The sequence below is a fragment of the Pseudomonas spirodelae genome (assembly GCF_034653255.1).
GTDB classification, from domain to species: domain Bacteria; phylum Pseudomonadota; class Gammaproteobacteria; order Pseudomonadales; family Pseudomonadaceae; genus Aquipseudomonas; species Aquipseudomonas spirodelae.
On the sequence record NZ_JAYEET010000039.1, the window covers coordinates 164849 to 183652 of the forward strand.

Here is an 18804-nt window from a genome sequence, read left to right on the forward strand (position 1 = left end):
GACAACGGAGCCCGCGCATGCTGCATTCACCTGACAATCTTCCTCTGCCGCTGTTCAGCGCCGCACAAGTGCGTGAGCTGGATGCGCGGCTGATTGCTGCCGGCACCTCGGGTTTTGAACTGATGAGTCGCGCCGCGCATGCCATCTGGCGTGCCCTGCGTCGGCGCTGGCCGGATGCAGGGGGGCTGACGGTGCTGGCTGGACGCGGCAACAATGCCGGTGATGGTTACCTGGTCGCGGCCCTGGCGCTTCGCGCTGGTTGGCAGGTGCACGTGCTGGCGGTCGGTGATCCCGCGCAATTGCAGGGCGATGCGGCGCGGGCGCGTGATCAGGCGCTGGCTGCCGGCGTGTCCATTCAGTTATGGGAGGAGCGTGCTGAGTTGCGCGGCGTGGTGCTCGATGCCTTGCTCGGTACCGGCCTGCAGGGGGCTGTGCGCGAACCGTATGCGCAGGTTATCCGCCTGCTGAATGCCAGTGGTTTGCCGGTCCTGGCGGTGGATATTCCATCCGGGCTCTGTGCCGATACCGGTCAGGCGTTGGGTGATGCGGTGCGTGCAGGGCTGACGGTGACCCTGATTGGGCTGAAGCTGGGCCTGTTCACTGGCCAGTCGGCGGATTTTCGGGGTGCGTTGCAGTTTGACGACCTTCAGGCCGATCCCGCGCTGGTGGCCGCTCAGGCTTTTACCGCGCAGCGCCTTGTGCCAATCAGTTTGCCGCACTTGGCTGCGCGCTCGCCTCTTGTGCACAAGGGGCAGTTAGGGCATGTGCTGGTGATCGGCGGGGATCGTGGCTTTGCCGGTGCCGGCCTGCTGGCGGCGCAGAGTGCGCTGCGTGCCGGGGCTGGGCTCGTTAGCCTGGCGACCCGTGGCGAGCATGTTTCTGCCGCGCAGGCGCGCTTGCCTGAAGTCATGGCGGCAGGCGTTGCATCGGCTAATCAATTAATGGCGCTGGGCGCTCATGCAAGTGTCTGGGTCGTGGGGCCTGGTCTCGGTCAAGGTGCGTGGGGGCGTAGCCTGTTATCGGCGGCGGCGGCCAGTGATGCTGTGCAGGTATGGGATGCCGACGCGCTGAACCTGCTGGCGCAGGCTGTGGTCCAGTTACCTGCTGGCGTGGTGCTGACGCCACACCCGGGTGAGGCCGCGCGATTGTTGTGTATCAGCAGTGCCGAGGTGCAGGCGGATCGCCCAGCGGCGGCTCGCGCTCTGGCGCAGCGCTATCAGGCGGTTTGCGTGCTAAAGGGCGCAGGCACTTTGATCGCCGCGCCGGACGGTGGCCTATGGTTGTGTGATCGTGGCCATCCGGCCATGGCTGGCGCAGGGTTAGGTGATGTCCTGGCCGGCTTTATAGGTGCCCTGCTGGCGCAAGGGCTGGCTGCGTTGCCGGCGGCCCAGCTGGCGGTTTATCTGCATGCGTGTGCCGGTGAGCGCTTGGCGCTGCAGGGCCGAGGTTTAGCAGCCAGTGATTTGTGTGCGGTTATTCGTGAATTATTGCAGGAGCAGTCTGCGTGTCTGAATTAGAGCTGTTTGCCGCCGACGAAGAGGCGATGCTGGTGCTGGGAGCGCAGATCGCTGAGGTGACGGGCGGTAAAGGTGTGATCTACCTGCATGGTGATCTGGGCGCAGGTAAAACCACCCTGTCGCGCGGCATTATTCGCGGCCTTGGGCATGTTGGCGCGGTCAAAAGCCCGACCTTTACCCTGGTGGAACCCTACGAAATTGGCGCATTGCGTGCTTTTCACTTCGACCTTTACCGCCTGGTGGATGCCGAAGAGTTGGAGTACCTGGGTATCCGCGATTATTTCGACGGTGATGCCCTATGCCTGGTCGAGTGGCCGCAGCGCGGTGCAGGCGTTTTGCCAAAGGCTGACCTGGATATTACCATTAGCCCGCATGGGGCCGGCCGCGCGCTGCGCTTGCAGGCGCAAGGCGAGCGCGGCTCCTCCTGGTGCGCCGCTTTGGCCGTCAGGGCATGAATTAATTATGGGGTTGGCTATGCGCATAGGCGCGCGTTTCATCGCAGTTGGAGTGGTATTGGTCGGCTTGGCCGCCAATGTAATGGCCGCTTCGGATGTGCGCAGTGTGCGGCTCTGGCGTGCACCGGATAACACGCGCCTGGTGTTTGACCTGTCCGGCCCGGTACAGCACAGCGTGTTCCAGCTGTCTGCGCCAAATCGCATCGTTATTGATGTAAATGGCGCCAAGTTAGCCACCAACCTTAATCAGCTAGCCCTAAGCAACACGCCTATCACCGGGGTGCGCTCGGCGCAGCGCACCCCGGAAGAGTTGCGCGTGGTCATTGACCTGTCGGCAGCGGTCACGCCGAAAAGTTTTACCTTGGCCCCCAATCAGCAGTACGGCCATCGCCTGGTTGTCGACCTGTTTGATCAGGAGAGCGGCGCTGCACCAAGCCTGCCGACCACCGCCGTGACTACCGCGCCTCAGTTGCCAGTAACGCCGACGCAGGCCCCGCCCAAGCTGACGCCGGTGCCGAATGGCAAGCGCGATATCGTGATTGCCATCGATGCGGGGCATGGTGGTGAAGACCCGGGTGCGCTGTCGCCGGTCAAAGGCCAGTTTGAAAAGCATGTGACCCTGGCGATTGCCAAAGAACTGCAGCGCCAGGTGAATGCCGAGAAAGGCTTCCGCGCAGAGCTGGTGCGCACGGGCGACTACTTTATCCCGCTGCGTAAGCGCACCGAGATTGCGCGCAAGAAGGGTGCCGATCTGTTCGTCTCCATCCATGCCGATGCCGCGCCGCGGGCCGCGGCTTTCGGTGCATCGGTGTATGCCTTGTCGGACCGCGGCGCCACCTCGGAAACCGCGCGCTGGCTGGCTGACTCGGAAAACCAGTCCGACCTGATCGGTGGTGCAGGTAACGTCAGCCTGGATGACAAGGACCGCATGCTTGCCGGTGTATTGCTTGATCTGTCGATGACAGCATCGCTGTCGTCCAGTCTCAACGTCGGCAACAAGGTACTGGGCAATATGGGGCGCATCACCCCGCTGCATAAGCGTCGGGTGGAGCAGGCGGGCTTTATGGTGCTGAAGTCGCCGGATATTCCCTCGATCCTGGTGGAAACCGGGTTTATCTCCAACCCTAATGAAGCCCGCAAACTGGCCAGTGCAAGCCATCAGCAGGCCCTAAGCCGCTCGATCGTCAGTGGCGTGCGGCAGTTTTTCCATGAAAACCCGCCGCCCGGTACGTACGTAGCCTGGCTGCGGGATAACGGCAAAATCGCCCTCGGGCCGCGTGAGCATGTTGTGAGTTCCGGTGAGAGTCTGGCGCTGATTGCTCAGCGTTATCAGGTCAGCCTGGCGGTGCTGCGTAGTGCCAATTCGCTAAAAAGTGACGTGATCAAAGTGGGGCAGCGTATCCAGATTCCAGCTACTGCTCTGGCTGCACAGCCATGAGTGACGTTTCGCGTATCCAACTGCTTAGTCCGCGGTTGGCCAACCAGATTGCTGCCGGTGAGGTGGTTGAGCGTCCGGCTTCGGTGATCAAGGAGCTGTTGGAAAACAGCCTGGATTCCGGTGCCAAACGTATCGAAGTAGATGTCGAACAGGGCGGTGTCAAGCTGCTCAAGGTGCGTGACAACGGCAGTGGCATCTCTTCAGATGACCTGCCGCTGGCGCTGGCGCGACATGCCACCAGCAAGATCCGCGAATTGGAAGACCTTGAACAGGTGATGAGCCTGGGCTTTCGAGGGGAGGCGTTGGCCTCGATCAGCTCGGTGGCGCGCCTGACTCTGACTTCGCGCACCGAAGGGGCTGAGCAGGCCTGGCAGGTGGAAACCGAAGGGCGCGACATGCAGCCGCGGGTGCAGCCAGCCGCGCACCCGGTCGGCACCTCGGTGGAGGTGCGCGACCTGTTCTTCAACACCCCGGCGCGGCGCAAGTTTCTCAAAACCGAAAAGACTGAATTCGACCACCTGCAGGAAGTGATCAAACGCTTGGCGCTGGCGCGCTTCGACGTGGCTTTTCATCTGCGTCACAACGGTAAGACTGTCCTCGGTTTGCATGAGGCGCCGGATGAAATTACGCGCGCGCGGCGGGTGGCGTCGGTTTGTGGCGCGGCATTTCTGGAACAAGCGCTGCCGATCGATATAGAGCGTAATGGTCTACATCTATGGGGCTGGGTTGGGCTTCCGACCTTTTCACGGAGCCAGGCCGACCTGCAGTACTTCTATGTGAACGGTCGTATGGTCCGCGACAAGTTGGTCGCCCATGCCGTGCGTCAGGCCTACCGCGACGTGTTGTTTAATGGTCGTCATCCGACCTTTGTGCTGTTTCTGGAAATCGATCCGTCGGTGGTCGATGTCAATGTGCACCCGACCAAGCATGAGGTGCGCTTCCGTGATGGGCGCATGGTGCATGACTTTCTTTATGGCACCTTGCACCGTGCGTTAGGTGAAGTGCGCCCTGAAGATCAGTTGGCTGCCCCGGCGGCGGTCAGCGAGATGGTACGTCCGAGCGGCCAGGCAGCTGGCGAGTTTGGCCCGCAAGGTGAAATCGGCTTAGCGGCCAGTCTGCTGCAGTCGACACCCAGTGCGTCGGTCTGGCGTTCGCCGGGGGCTGGCTATCAGGGTTCTCGTCCGGAGGCCGCTTTGCCCGCGGCTGAAGCTCAGGGCGCGTATCGCGAGTTTTTCTCGCTGATGGCCACTGCGTCGACACCGGCTGCGCTCCCTGAGGAGCAAGGTGATATTCCGCCGCTGGGCTACGCCATCGCGCAGCTCAAAGGTGTCTATATCCTCGCCGAGAACGTTCAGGGGCTGGTGGTGGTGGATATGCATGCGGCCCATGAGCGCATTACCTATGAGCGGCTGAAAGTGGCCATGGCCAGTGAAGGTCTGCGCGGCCAGCCGTTGCTGGTGCCAGAGTCGATTGCCGTGAGCCAGCGTGAGGCTGATTGTGCTGAAGAACATGCCGAGTGGTTCCAGCGGCTTGGCTTTGAGCTGCAACGCTTGGGCCCGGAAACCCTGGCAATTCGTCAGATACCCGCATTGCTTAAACAGGCCGAGGCCACTCGCCTGGTACAGGATGTGCTGGGTGACCTGCTTGAATACGGCACCACCGATCGTATTCAAGCGCACCTCAATGAGCTGCTGGGCACCATGGCCTGTCACGGTGCTGTGCGTGCCAATCGACGGCTAACCCTGCCAGAGATGAACGGCTTGCTGCGCGACATGGAAAGTACCGAGCGCAGTGGTCAATGCAATCATGGGCGTCCAACTTGGACGCAGATGGGCATGGATGACCTCGATAAGCTGTTCTTGCGCGGCCGTTAAAGTTGTTGCGTCCTTTTATTTAGAGATTTTTTGAGCATGTCTGAGCGTCTGCCTCCGGCGATTTTTTTGATGGGGCCGACGGCGGCCGGCAAGACCGATCTAGCTATTGAGCTGGCGCGGGTGCTGCCCTGTGAGTTGATCAGCGTGGACTCCGCTTTGATCTATCGTGGCATGGACATCGGTACGGCCAAGCCGGATAAGGCGACGTTGGCCGAGTTTCCCCATCGTTTGATCGATATTCGAGACCCGGCCGAAAGTTATTCGGCCGCCGAGTTTCGCCATGACGCGTTGGCGGCGATGGCCGAAATCACTGCGCGCGGGCGTATTCCGCTGCTGGTGGGCGGCACCATGCTGTATTTCAAGGCGCTGCTTGAGGGGCTGGCTGAAATGCCCAGCGCCAATGCCCCGTTGCGCGCAGCGCTCGAGGCGCGCGGCCAAACTGAAGGCTGGCAGGCGTTGCACGCCGAGTTGTGTGCTGTTGACCCTGAGTCGGCGGCACGCATCCACCCCAATGATCCGCAGCGCTTGATTCGTGCCCTTGAGGTATATCAAGTGAGCGGTGAAAGTATGACCGCTCATCGCCGGCGCCAGGCTGCAGAAAATACTGTCAGTGGCGCATCGATAAGCGGGCAATTCCCCTATACTGTCGCGCAATTGGCTATCGCTCCGGCGCAACGGCAGCTGTTACATGAGCGAATTGCCCTGCGTTTTCGTTTGATGTTGGAACAGGGGCTGGTTGCCGAGGTCGAAGCTCTGCATCAAAGAAGTGACTTGCACGTTGGCTTGCCGTCTATACGGTCAGTGGGCTATCGGCAGGTCTGGGAGTTTCTGGACGGCAACCTTGACGCTGAGCAAATGCAGGAGCGCGGCATTATCGCCACGCGCCAGCTGGCCAAGCGACAGTTCACCTGGTTACGTGGTTGGCAGCAAGATGTGCATTGGTTAGATAGCGCTGATTGCAACAATCTGCCGCGTGCCTTGAAATACTTGGCAGCGGTCTCCATATTGACCTGAGATATTGCCGCTGGCCGTCTATCCTTGGGGTATGACGGCTTTGAGCCGTTGGTTTGTTTACTTAAATTATTGAAAATTGATCCTTAAAGGAGTGCGGCACATGTCAAAAGGGCATTCGCTACAAGACCCTTACCTGAACACCTTGCGTAAAGAGCGCGTCCCGGTGTCTATTTATTTGGTTAACGGTATCAAGCTGCAAGGCCAAATCGAATCTTTCGACCAGTTCGTGATTTTGCTGAAAAACACTGTCAGCCAGATGGTTTACAAGCACGCCATTTCTACCGTGGTGCCTAGCCGCCCGGTGCGTCTGCCGAGCGCAAGTGAAACTGAACAAGCTGAAGCTGAACTTGGTAACGCCTGATTTAGGAGGCTGTATTGTTCTTCGAGCGTCATGAAGGTGGGGATCGAGCTATCCTGGTGCATCTGGACGGCCAAAACTCCGAGGCGCGTGAAGATCCGCAGGAGTTTCAGGAGCTGGCGCTTTCCGCTGGCGCTGAAACTGTTGCGTTTTTCAGCATTCCGAGTAATCGGCTGACGGCCAAATACCTGATCGGCAGTGGCAAAGTTGAAGAGTTGCGTGACCAGGTCAAGGCCTGTGAGGCGGATCTGGTTATTTTCAACCACGTGCTTACGCCGAGCCAGGAACGCAACCTTGAGCGTGCTTTCGAATGTCGAGTGTTGGACCGTACCGGTCTGATCCTCGACATTTTTGCTCAGCGCGCACGTACTCATGAAGGCAAGTTGCAGGTCGAGCTGGCACAGCTTGATCACATGAGTACGCGGCTGGTGCGAGGCTGGACTCACCTTGAGCGGCAAAAGGGCGGTATCGGTCTACGCGGCCCGGGCGAGACCCAGCTAGAAACTGACCGCCGTCTGTTGCGGGTGCGCATTCGTCAGATCAAGCAGAAGCTTGAAAAAGTGCGTAGCCAGCGTGATCAAGCCCGTCGTGGGCGGCAGCGTGCGGACATTCCCTCTGTATCGTTGGTGGGTTACACCAACGCCGGCAAGTCGACGCTGTTCAATGCGTTGACCTCCTCGGAGGTTTACGCGGCCGATCAGTTGTTTGCCACCCTTGACCCGACTCTACGTCGTCTGGATCTAGATGATCTGGGCCCGATTGTGCTCGCCGATACCGTGGGCTTTATCCGTCATTTGCCGCACAAGCTGGTCGAGGCGTTCCGCGCGACGCTTGAAGAATCGAGCAATTCCGATCTGCTGCTGCACGTAATTGACTCCCATGAGCCGGAGCGTGATCAGCAGATTGAGCAGGTGCTTGCTGTGTTGGGTGAGATCGGTGCGCAGGATCTGCCGATGCTTGAGGTCTACAACAAGCTTGATTTGCTGGAAGGCGTGGAGCCACAGATTCAGCGTGATGCCGATGGTAAGCCGCAGCGGGTCTGGTTGTCGGCGCGTGATGGGCGCGGGTTGCCGTTATTGCGTCAGGCTATAGCGGAGCTGTTGGGTGATGACCTGTTTGTCGGTACATTGCAGTTGCCGCAACGGCTTGCCCGCATGCGTGCGCAGTTTTTCGATTTGGGCGTGGTGCAGAGCGAGTCGTACAGTGAGGATGGCAGTAGCCTGCTGGCGGTGCGCTTGCCGCGTATCGAGCTGAACCGACTGGTCAGCCGTGCCGGGCTCGAACCGCAAGAATTTATTGAGCAACACACTTTGCAATAAAGCCTGCGCCAGCGACTTTGCCGCTGGGTGCATGCATTCTGTAGCATTGGCTGACGCGCCGTGGGTGCGTCTTTGCTTTATCAGATGGAGAGCGCTATGGCTTGGAATGAGCCGGGTGGCAACTCGAATAATCAGGACCCATGGGGTGGCCGTAAGAACGGTGATCGCAAGGGGCCGCCGGATATCGATGAGGCCTTCCGCAAGCTGCAAGAGAGCCTGAATGGGCTGTTCGGTGGCGGCAAAAAACGAGGCAGCGAAGCTGGCTCAGGCGGTGGTGGTGGTTTCGGCCTGCTGTTCGTGGGCCTTGGCTTGCTTGCTGCAGTCTGGCTGTACAGCGCGATCTATGTCGTTGATGAGCAGGAGCAGGCAGTCGTGCTGCGCTTCGGCAAGTACTACGAAACAGTCGGTCCGGGCCTGAATATCTATTTTCCGCCGATTGATCGCAAATTCCAGGAAAACGTCACCCGCGAGCGTGCTTACAGCAAGCAGGGGCAGATGTTGACCGAGGACGAGAACATCATCGAAGTGCCGTTGACCGTGCAGTACAAGATCAGCAACTTGCAAGATTTCGTACTCAACGTCGACCAGCCCGAAATCAGCCTGCAGCATGCCACTGACAGTGCCGTGCGCCATGTGGTGGGCTCCACCGAGATGGATCAGGTGCTGACCGAAGGGCGTGAGTTGATGGCCAGTGAGGTTAAGGAGCGCTTGCAGCGGTTCCTCGACAACTACCGCACCGGTATCGCAGTCACTCAGGTTAACTTGCAGAGCGCAGCTGCGCCGCGTGAAGTGCAGGAAGCCTTTGATGACGTGATCCGTGCCCGTGAAGACGAGCAGCGTGAGAAGAACCAAGCTGAAACCTACGCCAATGGTGTAGTGCCAGAGGCCCGTGGTCAGGCGCAGCGTCTGATTGAGGATGCCAGCGGTTACCGTGATGAAGTGGTTTCGCGCGCACAGGGTGAGGCGGATCGCTTCACTGCATTGGTCACCGAGTACCGTAAGGCGCCCGAGGTGACGCGTGAGCGTCTGTACCTGGACACCATGCAAGAGCTGATGACCAACACCAGCAAAGTGCTGGTAACGGGTGATAAAGGCCAAAACAACCTGCTGTACCTGCCGCTGGACAAAATGATCGATGGTCGCAGCGCGTCTGCCCCTAGCTCTATCTCCGGTTCGGCGAGTGCGTCGGATGCAGGGTCGCGTGTAAGTATTGATCCGCGCCAGGTTGAGCTGCGTACAAGGGAGAGTCGCTGATGAGCAATAAATCACTGATTGCCCTGATTGTTGGTGTGGTGCTGGCGATCGTCGCCTGGAACAGCTTCTATATCGTGGCGCAGACTGAGCGGGCGGTGCTGCTGCAGTTCGGTCGTATCGTTCAGCCTGATGTGCAGCCAGGTCTGCATGTGAAGATTCCATACGTCAACCAAGTGCGTAAATTTGATGCGCGCTTGCTGACGCTGGACTCCACAAGCTCGCGTTTCCTCACGCTGGAAAAGAAAGCATTGATGGTTGATGCCTTCGCCAAGTGGCGTGTACTGGATGCTGAGCGCTACTACACCGCGACCTCGGGTATTAAGCAGATTGCCGACGAGCGCCTGGCGCGTCGTCTTGAGGCTTCGCTGCGTGACCAGTTCGGTAAGCGCACCCTGCATGAGTCGGTGTCGGGTGAGCGTGATGCCTTGATGGCTGACGTGACGGCGTCCTTGAATCGGGCTGCGCAGAAGGAGTTGGGTATCGAGGTGGTGGATGTGCGCGTTAAGGCCATCGATCTGCCGAAAGAGGTCAACCGCAGCGTCTTTGATCGTATGGGTTCGGAGCGTGAGCGTGAAGCGCGTGAGCACCGTGCCAAAGGTCGTGAGCTGGCTGAAGGTATTCGTGCCGATGCGGATCGTCAGCGTCGCGTGTTGCTGGCGGACGCCTACCGTCAGGCCGAAGAATTGCGCGGTGAGGGTGATGCCCAGGCTGCTGCAATCTATTCCAAGGCCTATGGTATGGATCAGGAGTTCTACTCGTTCTATCGCAGTCTGAGAGCCTATCGCGAAAGTTTCGCTGATAAGCGTGATGTGCTGGTGCTGGACCCGAGCAGTGACTTCTTCCGTTACCTCGAGAAATCTAAGCCCTAAGTCATCACCCCGGCGGGCAGCCGCCGGGGTGATCCTTATTGAAAACGTGGTATGATGCGGCAGCCGGGGAAATCCCGGCTTTTTTGCGTCTGTGGGAAGCATGTGGCAGGAATTGGTCATCGCATTGTGTCTTGTGCTGATGCTAGAGGGCATCCTGCCCTTCCTGGGGACGCGCCTTTGGCGTGACACGCTTTTACAACTGACGCAGTTGTCTGTAAACGACAGCTGCGTCTGATCGGGTTGGCCAGCAGATTGCTGGGAACAACTGTCCTTACCGGCTTCACTGAACGCTTGTGCTGCTCGATCCAAGAGGGGAATGGCGAAATGGCAACGGTAGACCGCTGGCTGCTGCCAGATGGCATCGAAGAAGTACTGCCGCCGTACGCGGGGCGTATTGAAGTGGCGCGCCGTCAGGTGCTGGATCTGTTCCAGTGCTGGGGCTATGAGTTCGTGGTGACGCCGCACATCGAATATCTTGAGTCGCTGCTCACTGGCGCCGGCCAAGATCTTGATTTGCGTACCTTCAAGGTGACCGATCCACTGTCCGGGCGGCAGATGGGCTTTCGGGCCGATATCACGCCGCAAGTGGCGCGCATTGATGCGCATACCTTGCGTCGCGAGGGGCCGAGTCGTCTGTGCTACGCCGGCAGTGTGGTGCATGCTCAGCCGCGTGCGCTGACCACTTCGCGCAGCCCGATTCAGCTGGGTGCTGAGTTGTATGGCGATGCCAGCCCGGCCAGCGATGTTGAGGTGATTAGCCTGCTGGTTAATACCCTTGAGCTGGCGGCCGTGCCGGATGTGCATATGGACCTTGGTCATGTGGGTATCTACCGTGGTTTGGCGCGTGCCGCTGCGCTGTCTGGCGAAGTTGAGCAGCAGTTGTTCGATGCGCTGCAGCGCAAGGCGATGGATGAAGTTGCCGAGCTGACCGAAACCCTGCCGGATGACCTGCGCAAGATGCTGCGCGCGCTCAGCGAACTGTGCGGTGGGCGTGAGGTGTTGGATCTGGCTCAGGCCTGCTTGGTCGATGCGCCCGACGACGTGCATGCCGCGCTAGACGAGCTGATGGCGATTGCCGATGCGCTGAGCTTGCGCTATCCGGAATTGCCGCTGTACTTCGACCTCGGCGAGCTGCGCGGCTATCACTATCACACCGGTGTGGTGTTTGCGGCCTTTGTTCCGGGTGTTGGCTATGCCATTGCTCAGGGCGGTCGCTATGACGACATCGGTGCCGATTTTGGCCGCGCGCGTCCGGCAACAGGCTTCTCCACTGACCTGAAAACCCTGGTCAGCCTGGGGCAGATGCAGCTGGGTGATGTGCCGGCTGGTATCTGGGCGCCAGATAACCATGATGTGTTTTTGTGGCAAGCCATTCAGCGTTTGCGTCAGGGCGGCCAGCGTGTGGTTCAGGCGCTGCCTGGGCAGGCCGCGGCTGATGCCGAGGTGGCAGGTTGTGATCGTCAGCTGTTGTTGCGTGATGGTCGCTGGCAGCTGGCTGAGCTAACAGCTTAAGCGTCCGTACCAAAAGTTTCCGCCGGCAGTGCCCGGCATCCAGTTTGCGAAGAGGGTTAGTGTTATGGGTAAGAATGTCGTAGTCCTGGGCACCCAGTGGGGCGATGAAGGCAAGGGCAAGATCGTCGACCTGCTGACCGAACAGGCTGCAGCTGTTGTGCGTTATCAGGGTGGTCACAATGCTGGCCACACCCTGGTGATCGACGGCGAGAAGACCGTTCTGCACCTCATCCCCTCCGGCATCCTGCGCGAAAACGTGCAATGCCTGATCGGCAATGGCGTGGTGGTGGCGCCCGATGCGCTGATGCGTGAAATCCTCAAGCTGGAAGAGAAGGGCGTGCCGGTGCGCGAGCGTCTGCGTATCAGTCCTTCCTGCCCGCTGATCCTGCAATATCACGTGGCCCTTGATCAGGCGCGTGAGAAGGCGCGTGGCGATGACAAAATTGGCACCACGGGGCGTGGCATTGGCCCGGCCTATGAAGACAAGGTGGCGCGTCGCGGTCTGCGCATTGGCGACTTGTTTAACCCGGAGCGTTTCGCCGTCAAGCTTGCCGAGTTGCTGGATTACCACAACTTCGTGCTGGTCAATTACTACAAAGAGCCGGCTATCGACTTCCAGAAGACGCTCGACGAGTGCATGGAATACGCCGAGCTGCTCAAGCCGATGATGACCGACGTGACGGCGGTACTGCACGAGATGCGTCGTGAGGGTCAGGACATCATGTTCGAGGGCGCTCAGGGTTCGTTGCTGGATATCGATCACGGCACCTACCCCTACGTCACCAGTTCCAACACCACGGCGGGCGGGATTGCGACCGGTTCCGGTTTTGGTCCGATGTACTTGGATTACATCCTCGGCATCACCAAGGCTTACACCACACGCGTTGGCTCCGGTCCGTTCCCGACTGAGCTGTTTGATGAAACTGGCGCGTTCCTCGCCAAGCGCGGTCATGAGTTTGGTTCCACTACCGGTCGTGCGCGCCGTTGCGGTTGGTTTGATGCCGTGATCCTGCGTCGCGCCATCGAGATCAACAGCATCTCGGGTCTGTGCTTGACCAAGCTGGATGTGCTCGACGGCCTGGAAACCATCCGTATCTGTGTCGGCTATAAAGACCAGAACGGTGTTGTGTTGGTTGATGCGCCGACGGATGCCGATAGCTACCTGGGCTTACAGCCGGTTTATGAAGAGATGCCGGGCTGGAGTGAGTCGACGCTGGGGGCGAAAACCCTGGAAGAGCTGCCGGCTGCTGCGCGTGCTTACATCAATCGCGTGGAGGAATTGGTTGGTGCGCCGGTCGATATCGTCTCCACCGGGCCGGATCGCAACGAGACTATTGTGTTGCGTCATCCGTTTGCCTGATAGTCGTGAGCAATGCACAAAGGGTCGCCATTTGGCGGCCCTTTGTCGTTTCTGGTGCGGGGGAAAATATCTGGGCTGGCCTTCATAAGTCAGTGTTCCCGCCGTTATAGGTAATACCGTTGTCAGGAGTGTCTGCCGTGTTTGCCATTATTTCTGTGTTGCGCAGTCGTTTATTGCTGCCGGTGTTTCTGGCGCTGGGCGTGGCCTTGTTGGTTAAGGTTGTGGTGGCGGTGGCGTTGACGCGCACCACGGTGGCGGCGCTTGAGGCTGATCTGGCCAGCGGCATGCAGGCCGATACGGCGCGCTTGGCGGAAGAGTTGACGAAGGCGGGTGAGGAGGTCAGTGGTGGGCTCAATAGCCTTTCGGCGAATACTCAGGCGCAGTTAGCCAAAGGCCTCTCCGCTCGATTGGGCGAAGAGCAGGGGCAGATCCGTGTGGTGCTGGATAGCAACCTTAAGCGTTCTGCCGATGAGTTGGCGCAGTTGTTGTCAGCGGTTGCGCCCAAGGCGATTTGGGATGCTGATGTGCCGGCGTTGACCGAGTTGGTGCGCGGCGCGCACCGCAATCCGGCCGTGCTGTTTGCGGTGTATCTCGATGCGCAGGGCGCGCGCCTTACGCGTCACCTCAATCGCCAGGACTCGCGCGTGCGGGCGCTGCTGGCCAAGGGCGAAGGCAGTGGTGCGCTGGATAAAGTGCTGCAGGCTGCCGCCAATGATCCCGGTGTATACATCGCCGAGGCTGCAATCAGTCCGATGGGCTCGGATATCGGCAAGGTTTTGCTCGGGGTTTCCACGGCATCGGTGGATGACGAGTTGGCGAAGCTGGATGCGCGTTTCGTCGAGCTGATCGGCAGTAGTGGGCAGTTGGTTTCCGACAGCCTGAGTGGTGCGGCTAGCAGCAGTGCAGGGGCCTTGGCGGCACGTTTGAGTGTTGCTCGTGATGCCGCTGAAGCTATGCAGCGGGGCAGTCGTGAGGTGGTGCGGCAGGCGGCGGCCGGGTTGCGCTGGAATATCAGTGTGGGGCTTGTGGTGGTGGCGCTGGTGATTCTGCTGGTGTTGGCGCTGGTGCTGGGGCAGCGAGTGGTCAGCAAGCTACATACCTTGATTGCGGTGCTGAATGACTGGGCGGCGGGCGAGGGGGATCTGACTCGCCGGGTGGAGCTCAACAGCCGAGATGAAATTGGCGACATGGCGGCGGCGGTCAATCGCTTTGTCGCCAAGCTGCAGCCGATTGTGCGCGAGGCGGGTGAGGTGGCGTCGTTAACCGGGCAGGAAATTGCCCATCTGGCTTCGCGCAGTGCCGCGGCGCAGTCGGCGGCGGAGCGTCAGCGCGATGAAGTGGCGGGTAGTCTGCAGGCTTTGGCGGAAATGGCGGGTGAAGCGCAGGCAGAAAGTCAGGCCATGCGTGAGGCGTTACAGCGTGTCGGGGCGATTCGTCAGGCGGCGGATGAGAACGCTGCGATTGCCCAGCGTGTGGGTGGTTCAATCGAAGAGTTAGTGCGGCGTGTAGAAGCGGGCTCGGCAGTGATCGAGCGGCTGGCCAAGCAAAGCGAGCAGATTGAGGTGGTGTTGACGGTGATTCGTTCAATTGCCGAGCAGACTAATTTGCTTGCTCTGAATGCCGCAATTGAGGCTGCGCGAGCAGGCGAGAGCGGGCGCGGTTTTGCTGTCGTGGCCGATGAGGTGCGAGCGTTGGCCAGTAAGACGCAGCAGTCCACCGGAGATATCCAGGCCCATATAGGTGCGTTGCAGTTGGGTGCGCGCGAGGCTGTTGAGGCGATTGGTCAGGCGGGTAGGCAAGCTGATCAGGGGTTGGCGGCGTTGCGCGAAAGTGCGCAGGTGCAGCAATCGGTGCGCGATGCGGTGGAGGAGGTGCATGGTGCAATCAATGGTGCGACCGAGGCCGCGGCGCATCAGGCTGCCGGTGCTGATGCTGTGCGTGGTCGCGTCGAGGTGATTCATGTCGAGGCGCAGCGGGCGGCGGAGGCTGTAGCGGCGACGGCGAGCAGTGGACGTGTGTTGGATGGGTTGGCGAAGAGGCTTAAGGCCAGCTTGGGGCAGTTTCGCGTTTAAACCGATTCAAGGCGGGCGCTTCTGGCGCTCGCCGAATGGTTGCGTCGTGATTGATTAAATCGCAGGCAATAAAAAACCGAGCCAGTGGCTCGGTTTTTTTGAATTGGTGCCCAGGAGAAGACTCGAACTTCCACGACCGTAAGGTCACCAGCACCTGAAGCTGGCGTGTCTACCAATTTCACCACCTGGGCATTGATTGCAAAACTTGCTTATTTGCTATCAACTACAACTTGGTTAACTTCGTTTCCCGTCGTTGTGGCGCGCATAATACGGATCGTGTTTTTACTTGTAAACCCCTGTTGTTAAAATATTTTATTCTGTGTGCTGTGCTGACCTGGACAGTGGTTTCGCGCTTCAATAGGCACATGGCAAACCGAATTTGTGTAGATAAGGTGAATTACCTCTAATGGCCGATTGGCAATCCCTCGATCCCGAGGCCGCTCGTGAAGCGGAAAAATACGAAAATCCCATCCCCAGTCGCGAGCTGATCCTGCAGCACTTGTCTGACCGTGGCTCCCCGGCGAGCCGGGAAGAGCTGGCCGATGAATTCGGCATGGCAACTGATGAGCAGCTCGAAGCGCTGCGTCGCCGTTTACGCGCCATGGAGCGCGATGGTCAGCTGATCTATACCCGTCGTGGTACTTATGCGCCGGTGGATAAGCTTGATTTGATTCTGGGTCGTGTCAGTGGTCACCGCGATGGCTTTGGCTTTCTGGTGCCGGATGACGGCAGCGATGACCTGTTCTTAAGCCCTGCGCAAATGCGCCTGGTGTTCGATGGTGACCGTGCGCTGGCGCGGGTCTCCGGCCTTGACCGTCGTGGCCGTCGTGAGGGCGCCGTAGTCGAGGTGATCAGTCGCGCTCACGAAAGCATCGTCGGTCGCTATTACGAAGAAAGCGGCGTTGGCTTTGTCGTTGCTGACAACCCGAAAATCCAGCAAGAAGTGCTGGTAACCCCGGGGCGTAATGCTGGCGCCAAGCAAGGGCAGTTCGTTGAGGTGAAGATCACCCACTGGCCGACCACGCGCTTCCAGCCTCAAGGCGATGTGATTGAGGTGGTTGGTAACTATATGGCACCGGGTATGGAAATCGATGTTGCCTTGCGCAGCTACGATATTCCCCATGTCTGGCCGGACGCGGTGGTGAAAGAGGCGAGCAAGCTTAAGCCTGAAGTCGAAGATAAGGACAAAGAGAAGCGTATTGATCTACGCCATCTGCCGTTCGTGACCATCGATGGCGAAGATGCACGTGACTTTGATGACGCGGTTTACTGCGAGAAGAATGGCAGCAACTGGCGGTTGTTCTCTGGCGGCTGGAAGCTCTATGTCGCCATCGCTGACGTTTCTCATTATGTGAAAATCGATTCGGCGCTGGATGCTGAGGCGCAGGTGCGTGGCAACTCGGTGTACTTCCCCGAGCGCGTTATCCCAATGCTGCCAGAAGAGCTCTCCAATGGTCTCTGCTCGCTGAATCCGCATGTGGATCGTTTGGCCATGGTCTGCGAGATCAGCATCTCGAAAACCGGCAAGATGACCGACTACCAGTTCTATGAAGCGGTGATCCATTCCCATGCGCGCCTGACCTACAACAAGGTCAGTGCCATGCTTGAACAGCCGAAAAGCACTGAAGGCAAAGCTCTGCGCGGCGAATACAAAGATGTGCTGCCGCATCTAAAGCAGCTGTATTCGCTGTACCAAGTCTTGCTGGCGGCGCGACATGAGCGCGGCGCCATCGACTTTGAGACCCAGGAAACGCGGATCATCTTCGGTGCAGATCGCAAGATCTCGGATATTTGCCCAACTCAGCGCAACGATGCGCACAAGTTGATCGAAGAGTGCATGCTCGCGGCCAACGTCGCGACTGCAGCGTTTATGCAGAAGCATGAGGTCCCTGCGCTATACCGTGTGCATGACGGTCCGCCGCCAGAGCGTGTGGAAAAACTCAAGGCATTCCTCACCGAGTTGGGGCTGTCGCTGCACCGCGGTAAGTCCAAGGACGGTCCGACCCCGAAAGACTATCAGCAATTGCTGGAAAGCATTCGCGGGCGTCCGGATTACCACCTGATCCAGACCGTAATGCTGCGCTCGCTCAGTCAGGCTGTGTATAGCGCGGACAATCAGGGCCACTTCGGTCTGAATTATGAGGCGTACGCACACTTCACCTCGCCGATTCGTCGCTACCCGGATCTGCTGATCCATCGGGCGATTCGCAGCGTGATTCGCTCCAAGCTTGACACTCCGCACGTAAAGCGCGCGGGTGCAGCCATCATGCCGCGTGCGCGTATTTATCCGTACGATGATGCAATTCTTGAGCAGCTCGGCGAGCAGTGCTCAATGTCTGAGCGGCGTGCCGATGAAGCGACTCGCGATGTTGTGAACTGGCTCAAATGCGAGTTTATGAAAGACCGCGTCGGCGAAACCTTCCCGGGTGTGATTACCGCGGTGACCGGTTTTGGTTTGTTCGTCGAATTGAAGGACATCTACGTTGAAGGGTTGGTGCACGTCACCGCCTTGCCGGGTGATTACTATCACTTCGATCCCGTGCATCACCGTCTGGCGGGCGAGCGCAGTGGGCGCAGCTTCCGTCTGGGCGATAGCATTGAGGTCAAGGTCATGCGCGTTGATCTTGATGAGCGCAAGATCGATTTCGAGTTGGCCGAAGAGAAGGTTGCAGTGCCGGCAGGCACGCGTCGCGGCGGTTTTGAATCGGCGGCGGGCAAGACTGGGCGCCGCAGCGAGCGTAAAGCGCCGGCGGGCTCTGATGTAGACAAAAGCCGCGCGCTGAAAAAGTCGCTGCTCAGTGATTCAAAGAGCAAGCCCGCTAAGGGTTCGTCCAAAGGCGAGTCGGCGGCAAAGTCGGGTAAGTCGAGTTCCCATCGTAAGGGTGCCGCTGCGGGTGGTGCGCCATCGTCGAGTGGGCCGCGCAAGCGTAAGGCGAAGTCATGAGTCAGCTGGAAAAAATCTACGGCGTGCATGCGGTAGAAGCGCTGTTGCGTCATCACCCCAAGCGGGTCAAGCAAGTCTGGTTAGCTGAGGGGCGTAATGACCCTCGCGTGCAGGTGATCCTGGCCTTGGCTGCGGATTCGCGGGTTGCGGTCGGTCAGTGCGAGCGTCGCGAGATGGACTCGTGGGTCGAGGGGGTGCATCAGGGGGTGGTGGCTGATGTTAGCCCGAGCCAGGTCTGGGGTGAGGCGATGCTCGATGAGCTGCTTGATCGCACCGAAGGGGCGCCTTTGTTGTTGGTGCTCGACGGCGTGACCGATCCGCATAACCTCGGTGCCTGCCTACGCACCGCTGATGCGGCGGGTGCGCTGGCGGTGATCGTGCCGAAGGACAAGTCCGCCACGCTCAACGCTACCGTGCGTAAGGTGGCCTGTGGTGCGGCTGAGGTAATTCCCTTGGTAGCCGTGACCAATCTGGCGCGCAGCCTGGAGAAGCTCCAGCAGCGCGGCCTGTGGGTTGTCGGTACCGCTGGTGAGGCGGAGATGGAGTTGTATGAGCATGACCTTACCGGACCGACCGTGTTGATCATGGGGGCTGAAGGCAAGGGCATGCGTCGTTTGACCCGCGAGCACTGCGATTACCTGGTCAAGTTGCCGATGGCAGGCAGCGTCAGCAGCCTCAATGTCTCGGTGGCGACCGGTGTTTGCCTGTTTGAGGCATTGCGTCAGCGCAAGGCTGGCAGCAAGAAGAAGTAGAGCGTGTGTAGTGAGCGCTTTAGGGCGCTCGCTATATCGAGTAACCGGCGGTTTAGGTTTCTCATG

At 59.4% G+C, this 18804-nt stretch carries 15 protein-coding genes, 1 tRNA gene and 1 pseudogene; 16 read left to right on the forward strand and 1 reads right to left on the reverse strand.

Annotation, left to right across the window (positions count from 1 at the left end):
* The first annotated feature begins 17 nt into the window (after positions 1-17).
* The 14 genes and pseudogenes from SOP97_RS12520 (at position 18) to SOP97_RS20420 (ending at position 15042) form a co-directional block, all read left to right on the forward strand.
* Entirely contained in the window at positions 18-1517 is a 1500-nt protein-coding gene (locus tag SOP97_RS12520) for an NAD(P)H-hydrate dehydratase (RefSeq protein ID WP_322949353.1), read from the forward strand.
* A complete protein-coding gene (gene tsaE / locus SOP97_RS12525) occupies positions 1505-1972 on the forward strand; it encodes a tRNA (adenosine(37)-N6)-threonylcarbamoyltransferase complex ATPase subunit type 1 TsaE (protein ID WP_322949354.1) in 468 nt (155 codons plus the stop codon). The genes SOP97_RS12520 and tsaE overlap by 13 nt, the downstream gene beginning before the upstream one ends.
* Positions 1973-2054: 82 nt before the next feature.
* Positions 2055-3410, forward strand: coding sequence for an N-acetylmuramoyl-L-alanine amidase (locus SOP97_RS12530; protein ID WP_411912066.1), 1356 nt, complete (start codon positions 2055-2057; stop codon positions 3408-3410).
* A complete protein-coding gene (mutL, locus tag SOP97_RS12535) occupies positions 3407-5284 on the forward strand; it encodes a DNA mismatch repair endonuclease MutL (RefSeq protein ID WP_322949356.1) in 1878 nt (625 codons plus the stop codon). Before SOP97_RS12530 ends, mutL begins: the two co-directional genes overlap by 4 nt.
* A gap of 36 nt (positions 5285-5320) precedes the next feature.
* Entirely contained in the window at positions 5321-6298 is a 978-nt protein-coding gene (miaA, locus tag SOP97_RS12540) for a tRNA (adenosine(37)-N6)-dimethylallyltransferase MiaA (protein ID WP_274087233.1), read from the forward strand.
* Between the two features lie 100 nt (positions 6299-6398).
* The gene (hfq, locus tag SOP97_RS12545; RefSeq protein ID WP_274087234.1) at positions 6399-6659 is read left to right on the forward strand and encodes an RNA chaperone Hfq; all 261 of its coding nucleotides are present in this window, start codon (positions 6399-6401) and stop codon (positions 6657-6659) included.
* Between the two features lie 14 nt (positions 6660-6673).
* Positions 6674-7975 (forward strand): ribosome rescue GTPase HflX, encoded by a 1302-nt coding sequence (gene hflX, locus SOP97_RS12550; RefSeq protein WP_274087235.1) that lies wholly within the window; start codon positions 6674-6676, stop codon positions 7973-7975.
* Positions 7976-8071: 96 nt separating this feature from the next.
* Entirely contained in the window at positions 8072-9229 is a 1158-nt protein-coding gene (gene hflK / locus SOP97_RS12555) for an FtsH protease activity modulator HflK (protein WP_274087236.1), read from the forward strand.
* Positions 9229-10098: a protease modulator HflC gene (gene hflC / locus SOP97_RS12560; RefSeq protein WP_274087237.1), complete on the forward strand. Its 870-nt coding sequence runs from the start codon at positions 9229-9231 to the stop codon at positions 10096-10098. The genes hflK and hflC overlap by 1 nt, the downstream gene beginning before the upstream one ends.
* Positions 10099-10237: 139 nt before the next feature.
* A complete protein-coding gene (locus SOP97_RS20410; protein ID WP_274087315.1) occupies positions 10238-10333 on the forward strand; it encodes a DUF2065 family protein in 96 nt (31 codons plus the stop codon).
* A gap of 89 nt (positions 10334-10422) precedes the next feature.
* On the forward strand, positions 10423-11610 hold the full coding sequence (locus SOP97_RS12570) for an ATP phosphoribosyltransferase regulatory subunit (protein WP_274087238.1): 1188 nt from the start codon (positions 10423-10425) through the stop codon (positions 11608-11610).
* Between the two features lie 64 nt (positions 11611-11674).
* Positions 11675-12970: an adenylosuccinate synthase gene (locus tag SOP97_RS12575; protein ID WP_274087239.1), complete on the forward strand. Its 1296-nt coding sequence runs from the start codon at positions 11675-11677 to the stop codon at positions 12968-12970.
* A gap of 953 nt (positions 12971-13923) precedes the next feature.
* Positions 13924-14184: pseudogene (locus SOP97_RS20415) on the forward strand (HAMP domain-containing protein); the annotation flags it as partial.
* The gene (locus SOP97_RS20420; RefSeq protein ID WP_411912067.1) at positions 14158-15042 is read left to right on the forward strand and encodes a methyl-accepting chemotaxis protein; all 885 of its coding nucleotides are present in this window, start codon (positions 14158-14160) and stop codon (positions 15040-15042) included. The pseudogene SOP97_RS20415 and the gene SOP97_RS20420, both read left to right, overlap by 27 nt.
* A gap of 104 nt (positions 15043-15146) precedes the next feature.
* Here the strand turns inward: SOP97_RS20420 and SOP97_RS12585 are convergent.
* Positions 15147-15233: transfer RNA gene (locus SOP97_RS12585), tRNA-Leu, on the reverse strand.
* A 215-nt stretch (positions 15234-15448) separates the two neighbouring features.
* Here SOP97_RS12585 and rnr point away from each other — a divergent pair.
* Complete coding sequence (gene rnr / locus SOP97_RS12590) at positions 15449-17986, forward strand: ribonuclease R (protein ID WP_274087241.1); 2538 nt, start codon at positions 15449-15451, stop codon at positions 17984-17986.
* The gene (gene rlmB / locus SOP97_RS12595; protein ID WP_274087242.1) at positions 17983-18738 is read left to right on the forward strand and encodes a 23S rRNA (guanosine(2251)-2'-O)-methyltransferase RlmB; all 756 of its coding nucleotides are present in this window, start codon (positions 17983-17985) and stop codon (positions 18736-18738) included. The genes rnr and rlmB overlap by 4 nt, the downstream gene beginning before the upstream one ends.
* Positions 18739-18804 lie beyond the last annotated feature (66 nt).

Bases quoted from the DNA above. Each gene is read 5' to 3' on its own strand.
- SOP97_RS12520 (WP_322949353.1), top strand. From the start codon at position 18: ATGCTGCATTCACCTGACAATCTTCCTCTGCCGCTGTTCAGCGCCGCA.
- SOP97_RS12530 (WP_411912066.1), top strand. From the start codon at position 2,055: ATGGCCGCTTCGGATGTGCGCAGTGTGCGGCTCTGGCGTGCACCGGAT.
- mutL (WP_322949356.1), top strand. From the start codon at position 3,407: ATGAGTGACGTTTCGCGTATCCAACTGCTTAGTCCGCGGTTGGCCAAC.
- miaA (WP_274087233.1), top strand. From the start codon at position 5,321: ATGTCTGAGCGTCTGCCTCCGGCGATTTTTTTGATGGGGCCGACGGCG.
- hfq (WP_274087234.1), top strand. From the start codon at position 6,399: ATGTCAAAAGGGCATTCGCTACAAGACCCTTACCTGAACACCTTGCGT.
- hflK (WP_274087236.1), top strand. From the start codon at position 8,072: ATGGCTTGGAATGAGCCGGGTGGCAACTCGAATAATCAGGACCCATGG.
- hflC (WP_274087237.1), top strand. From the start codon at position 9,229: ATGAGCAATAAATCACTGATTGCCCTGATTGTTGGTGTGGTGCTGGCG.
- SOP97_RS20410 (WP_274087315.1), top strand. From the start codon at position 10,238: ATGCTAGAGGGCATCCTGCCCTTCCTGGGGACGCGCCTTTGGCGTGAC.
- SOP97_RS12570 (WP_274087238.1), top strand. From the start codon at position 10,423: ATGGCAACGGTAGACCGCTGGCTGCTGCCAGATGGCATCGAAGAAGTA.
- SOP97_RS12575 (WP_274087239.1), top strand. From the start codon at position 11,675: ATGGGTAAGAATGTCGTAGTCCTGGGCACCCAGTGGGGCGATGAAGGC.
- SOP97_RS20420 (WP_411912067.1), top strand. From the start codon at position 14,158: ATGGCGGCGGCGGTCAATCGCTTTGTCGCCAAGCTGCAGCCGATTGTG.
- rnr (WP_274087241.1), top strand. From the start codon at position 15,449: ATGGCCGATTGGCAATCCCTCGATCCCGAGGCCGCTCGTGAAGCGGAA.
- rlmB (WP_274087242.1), top strand. From the start codon at position 17,983: ATGAGTCAGCTGGAAAAAATCTACGGCGTGCATGCGGTAGAAGCGCTG.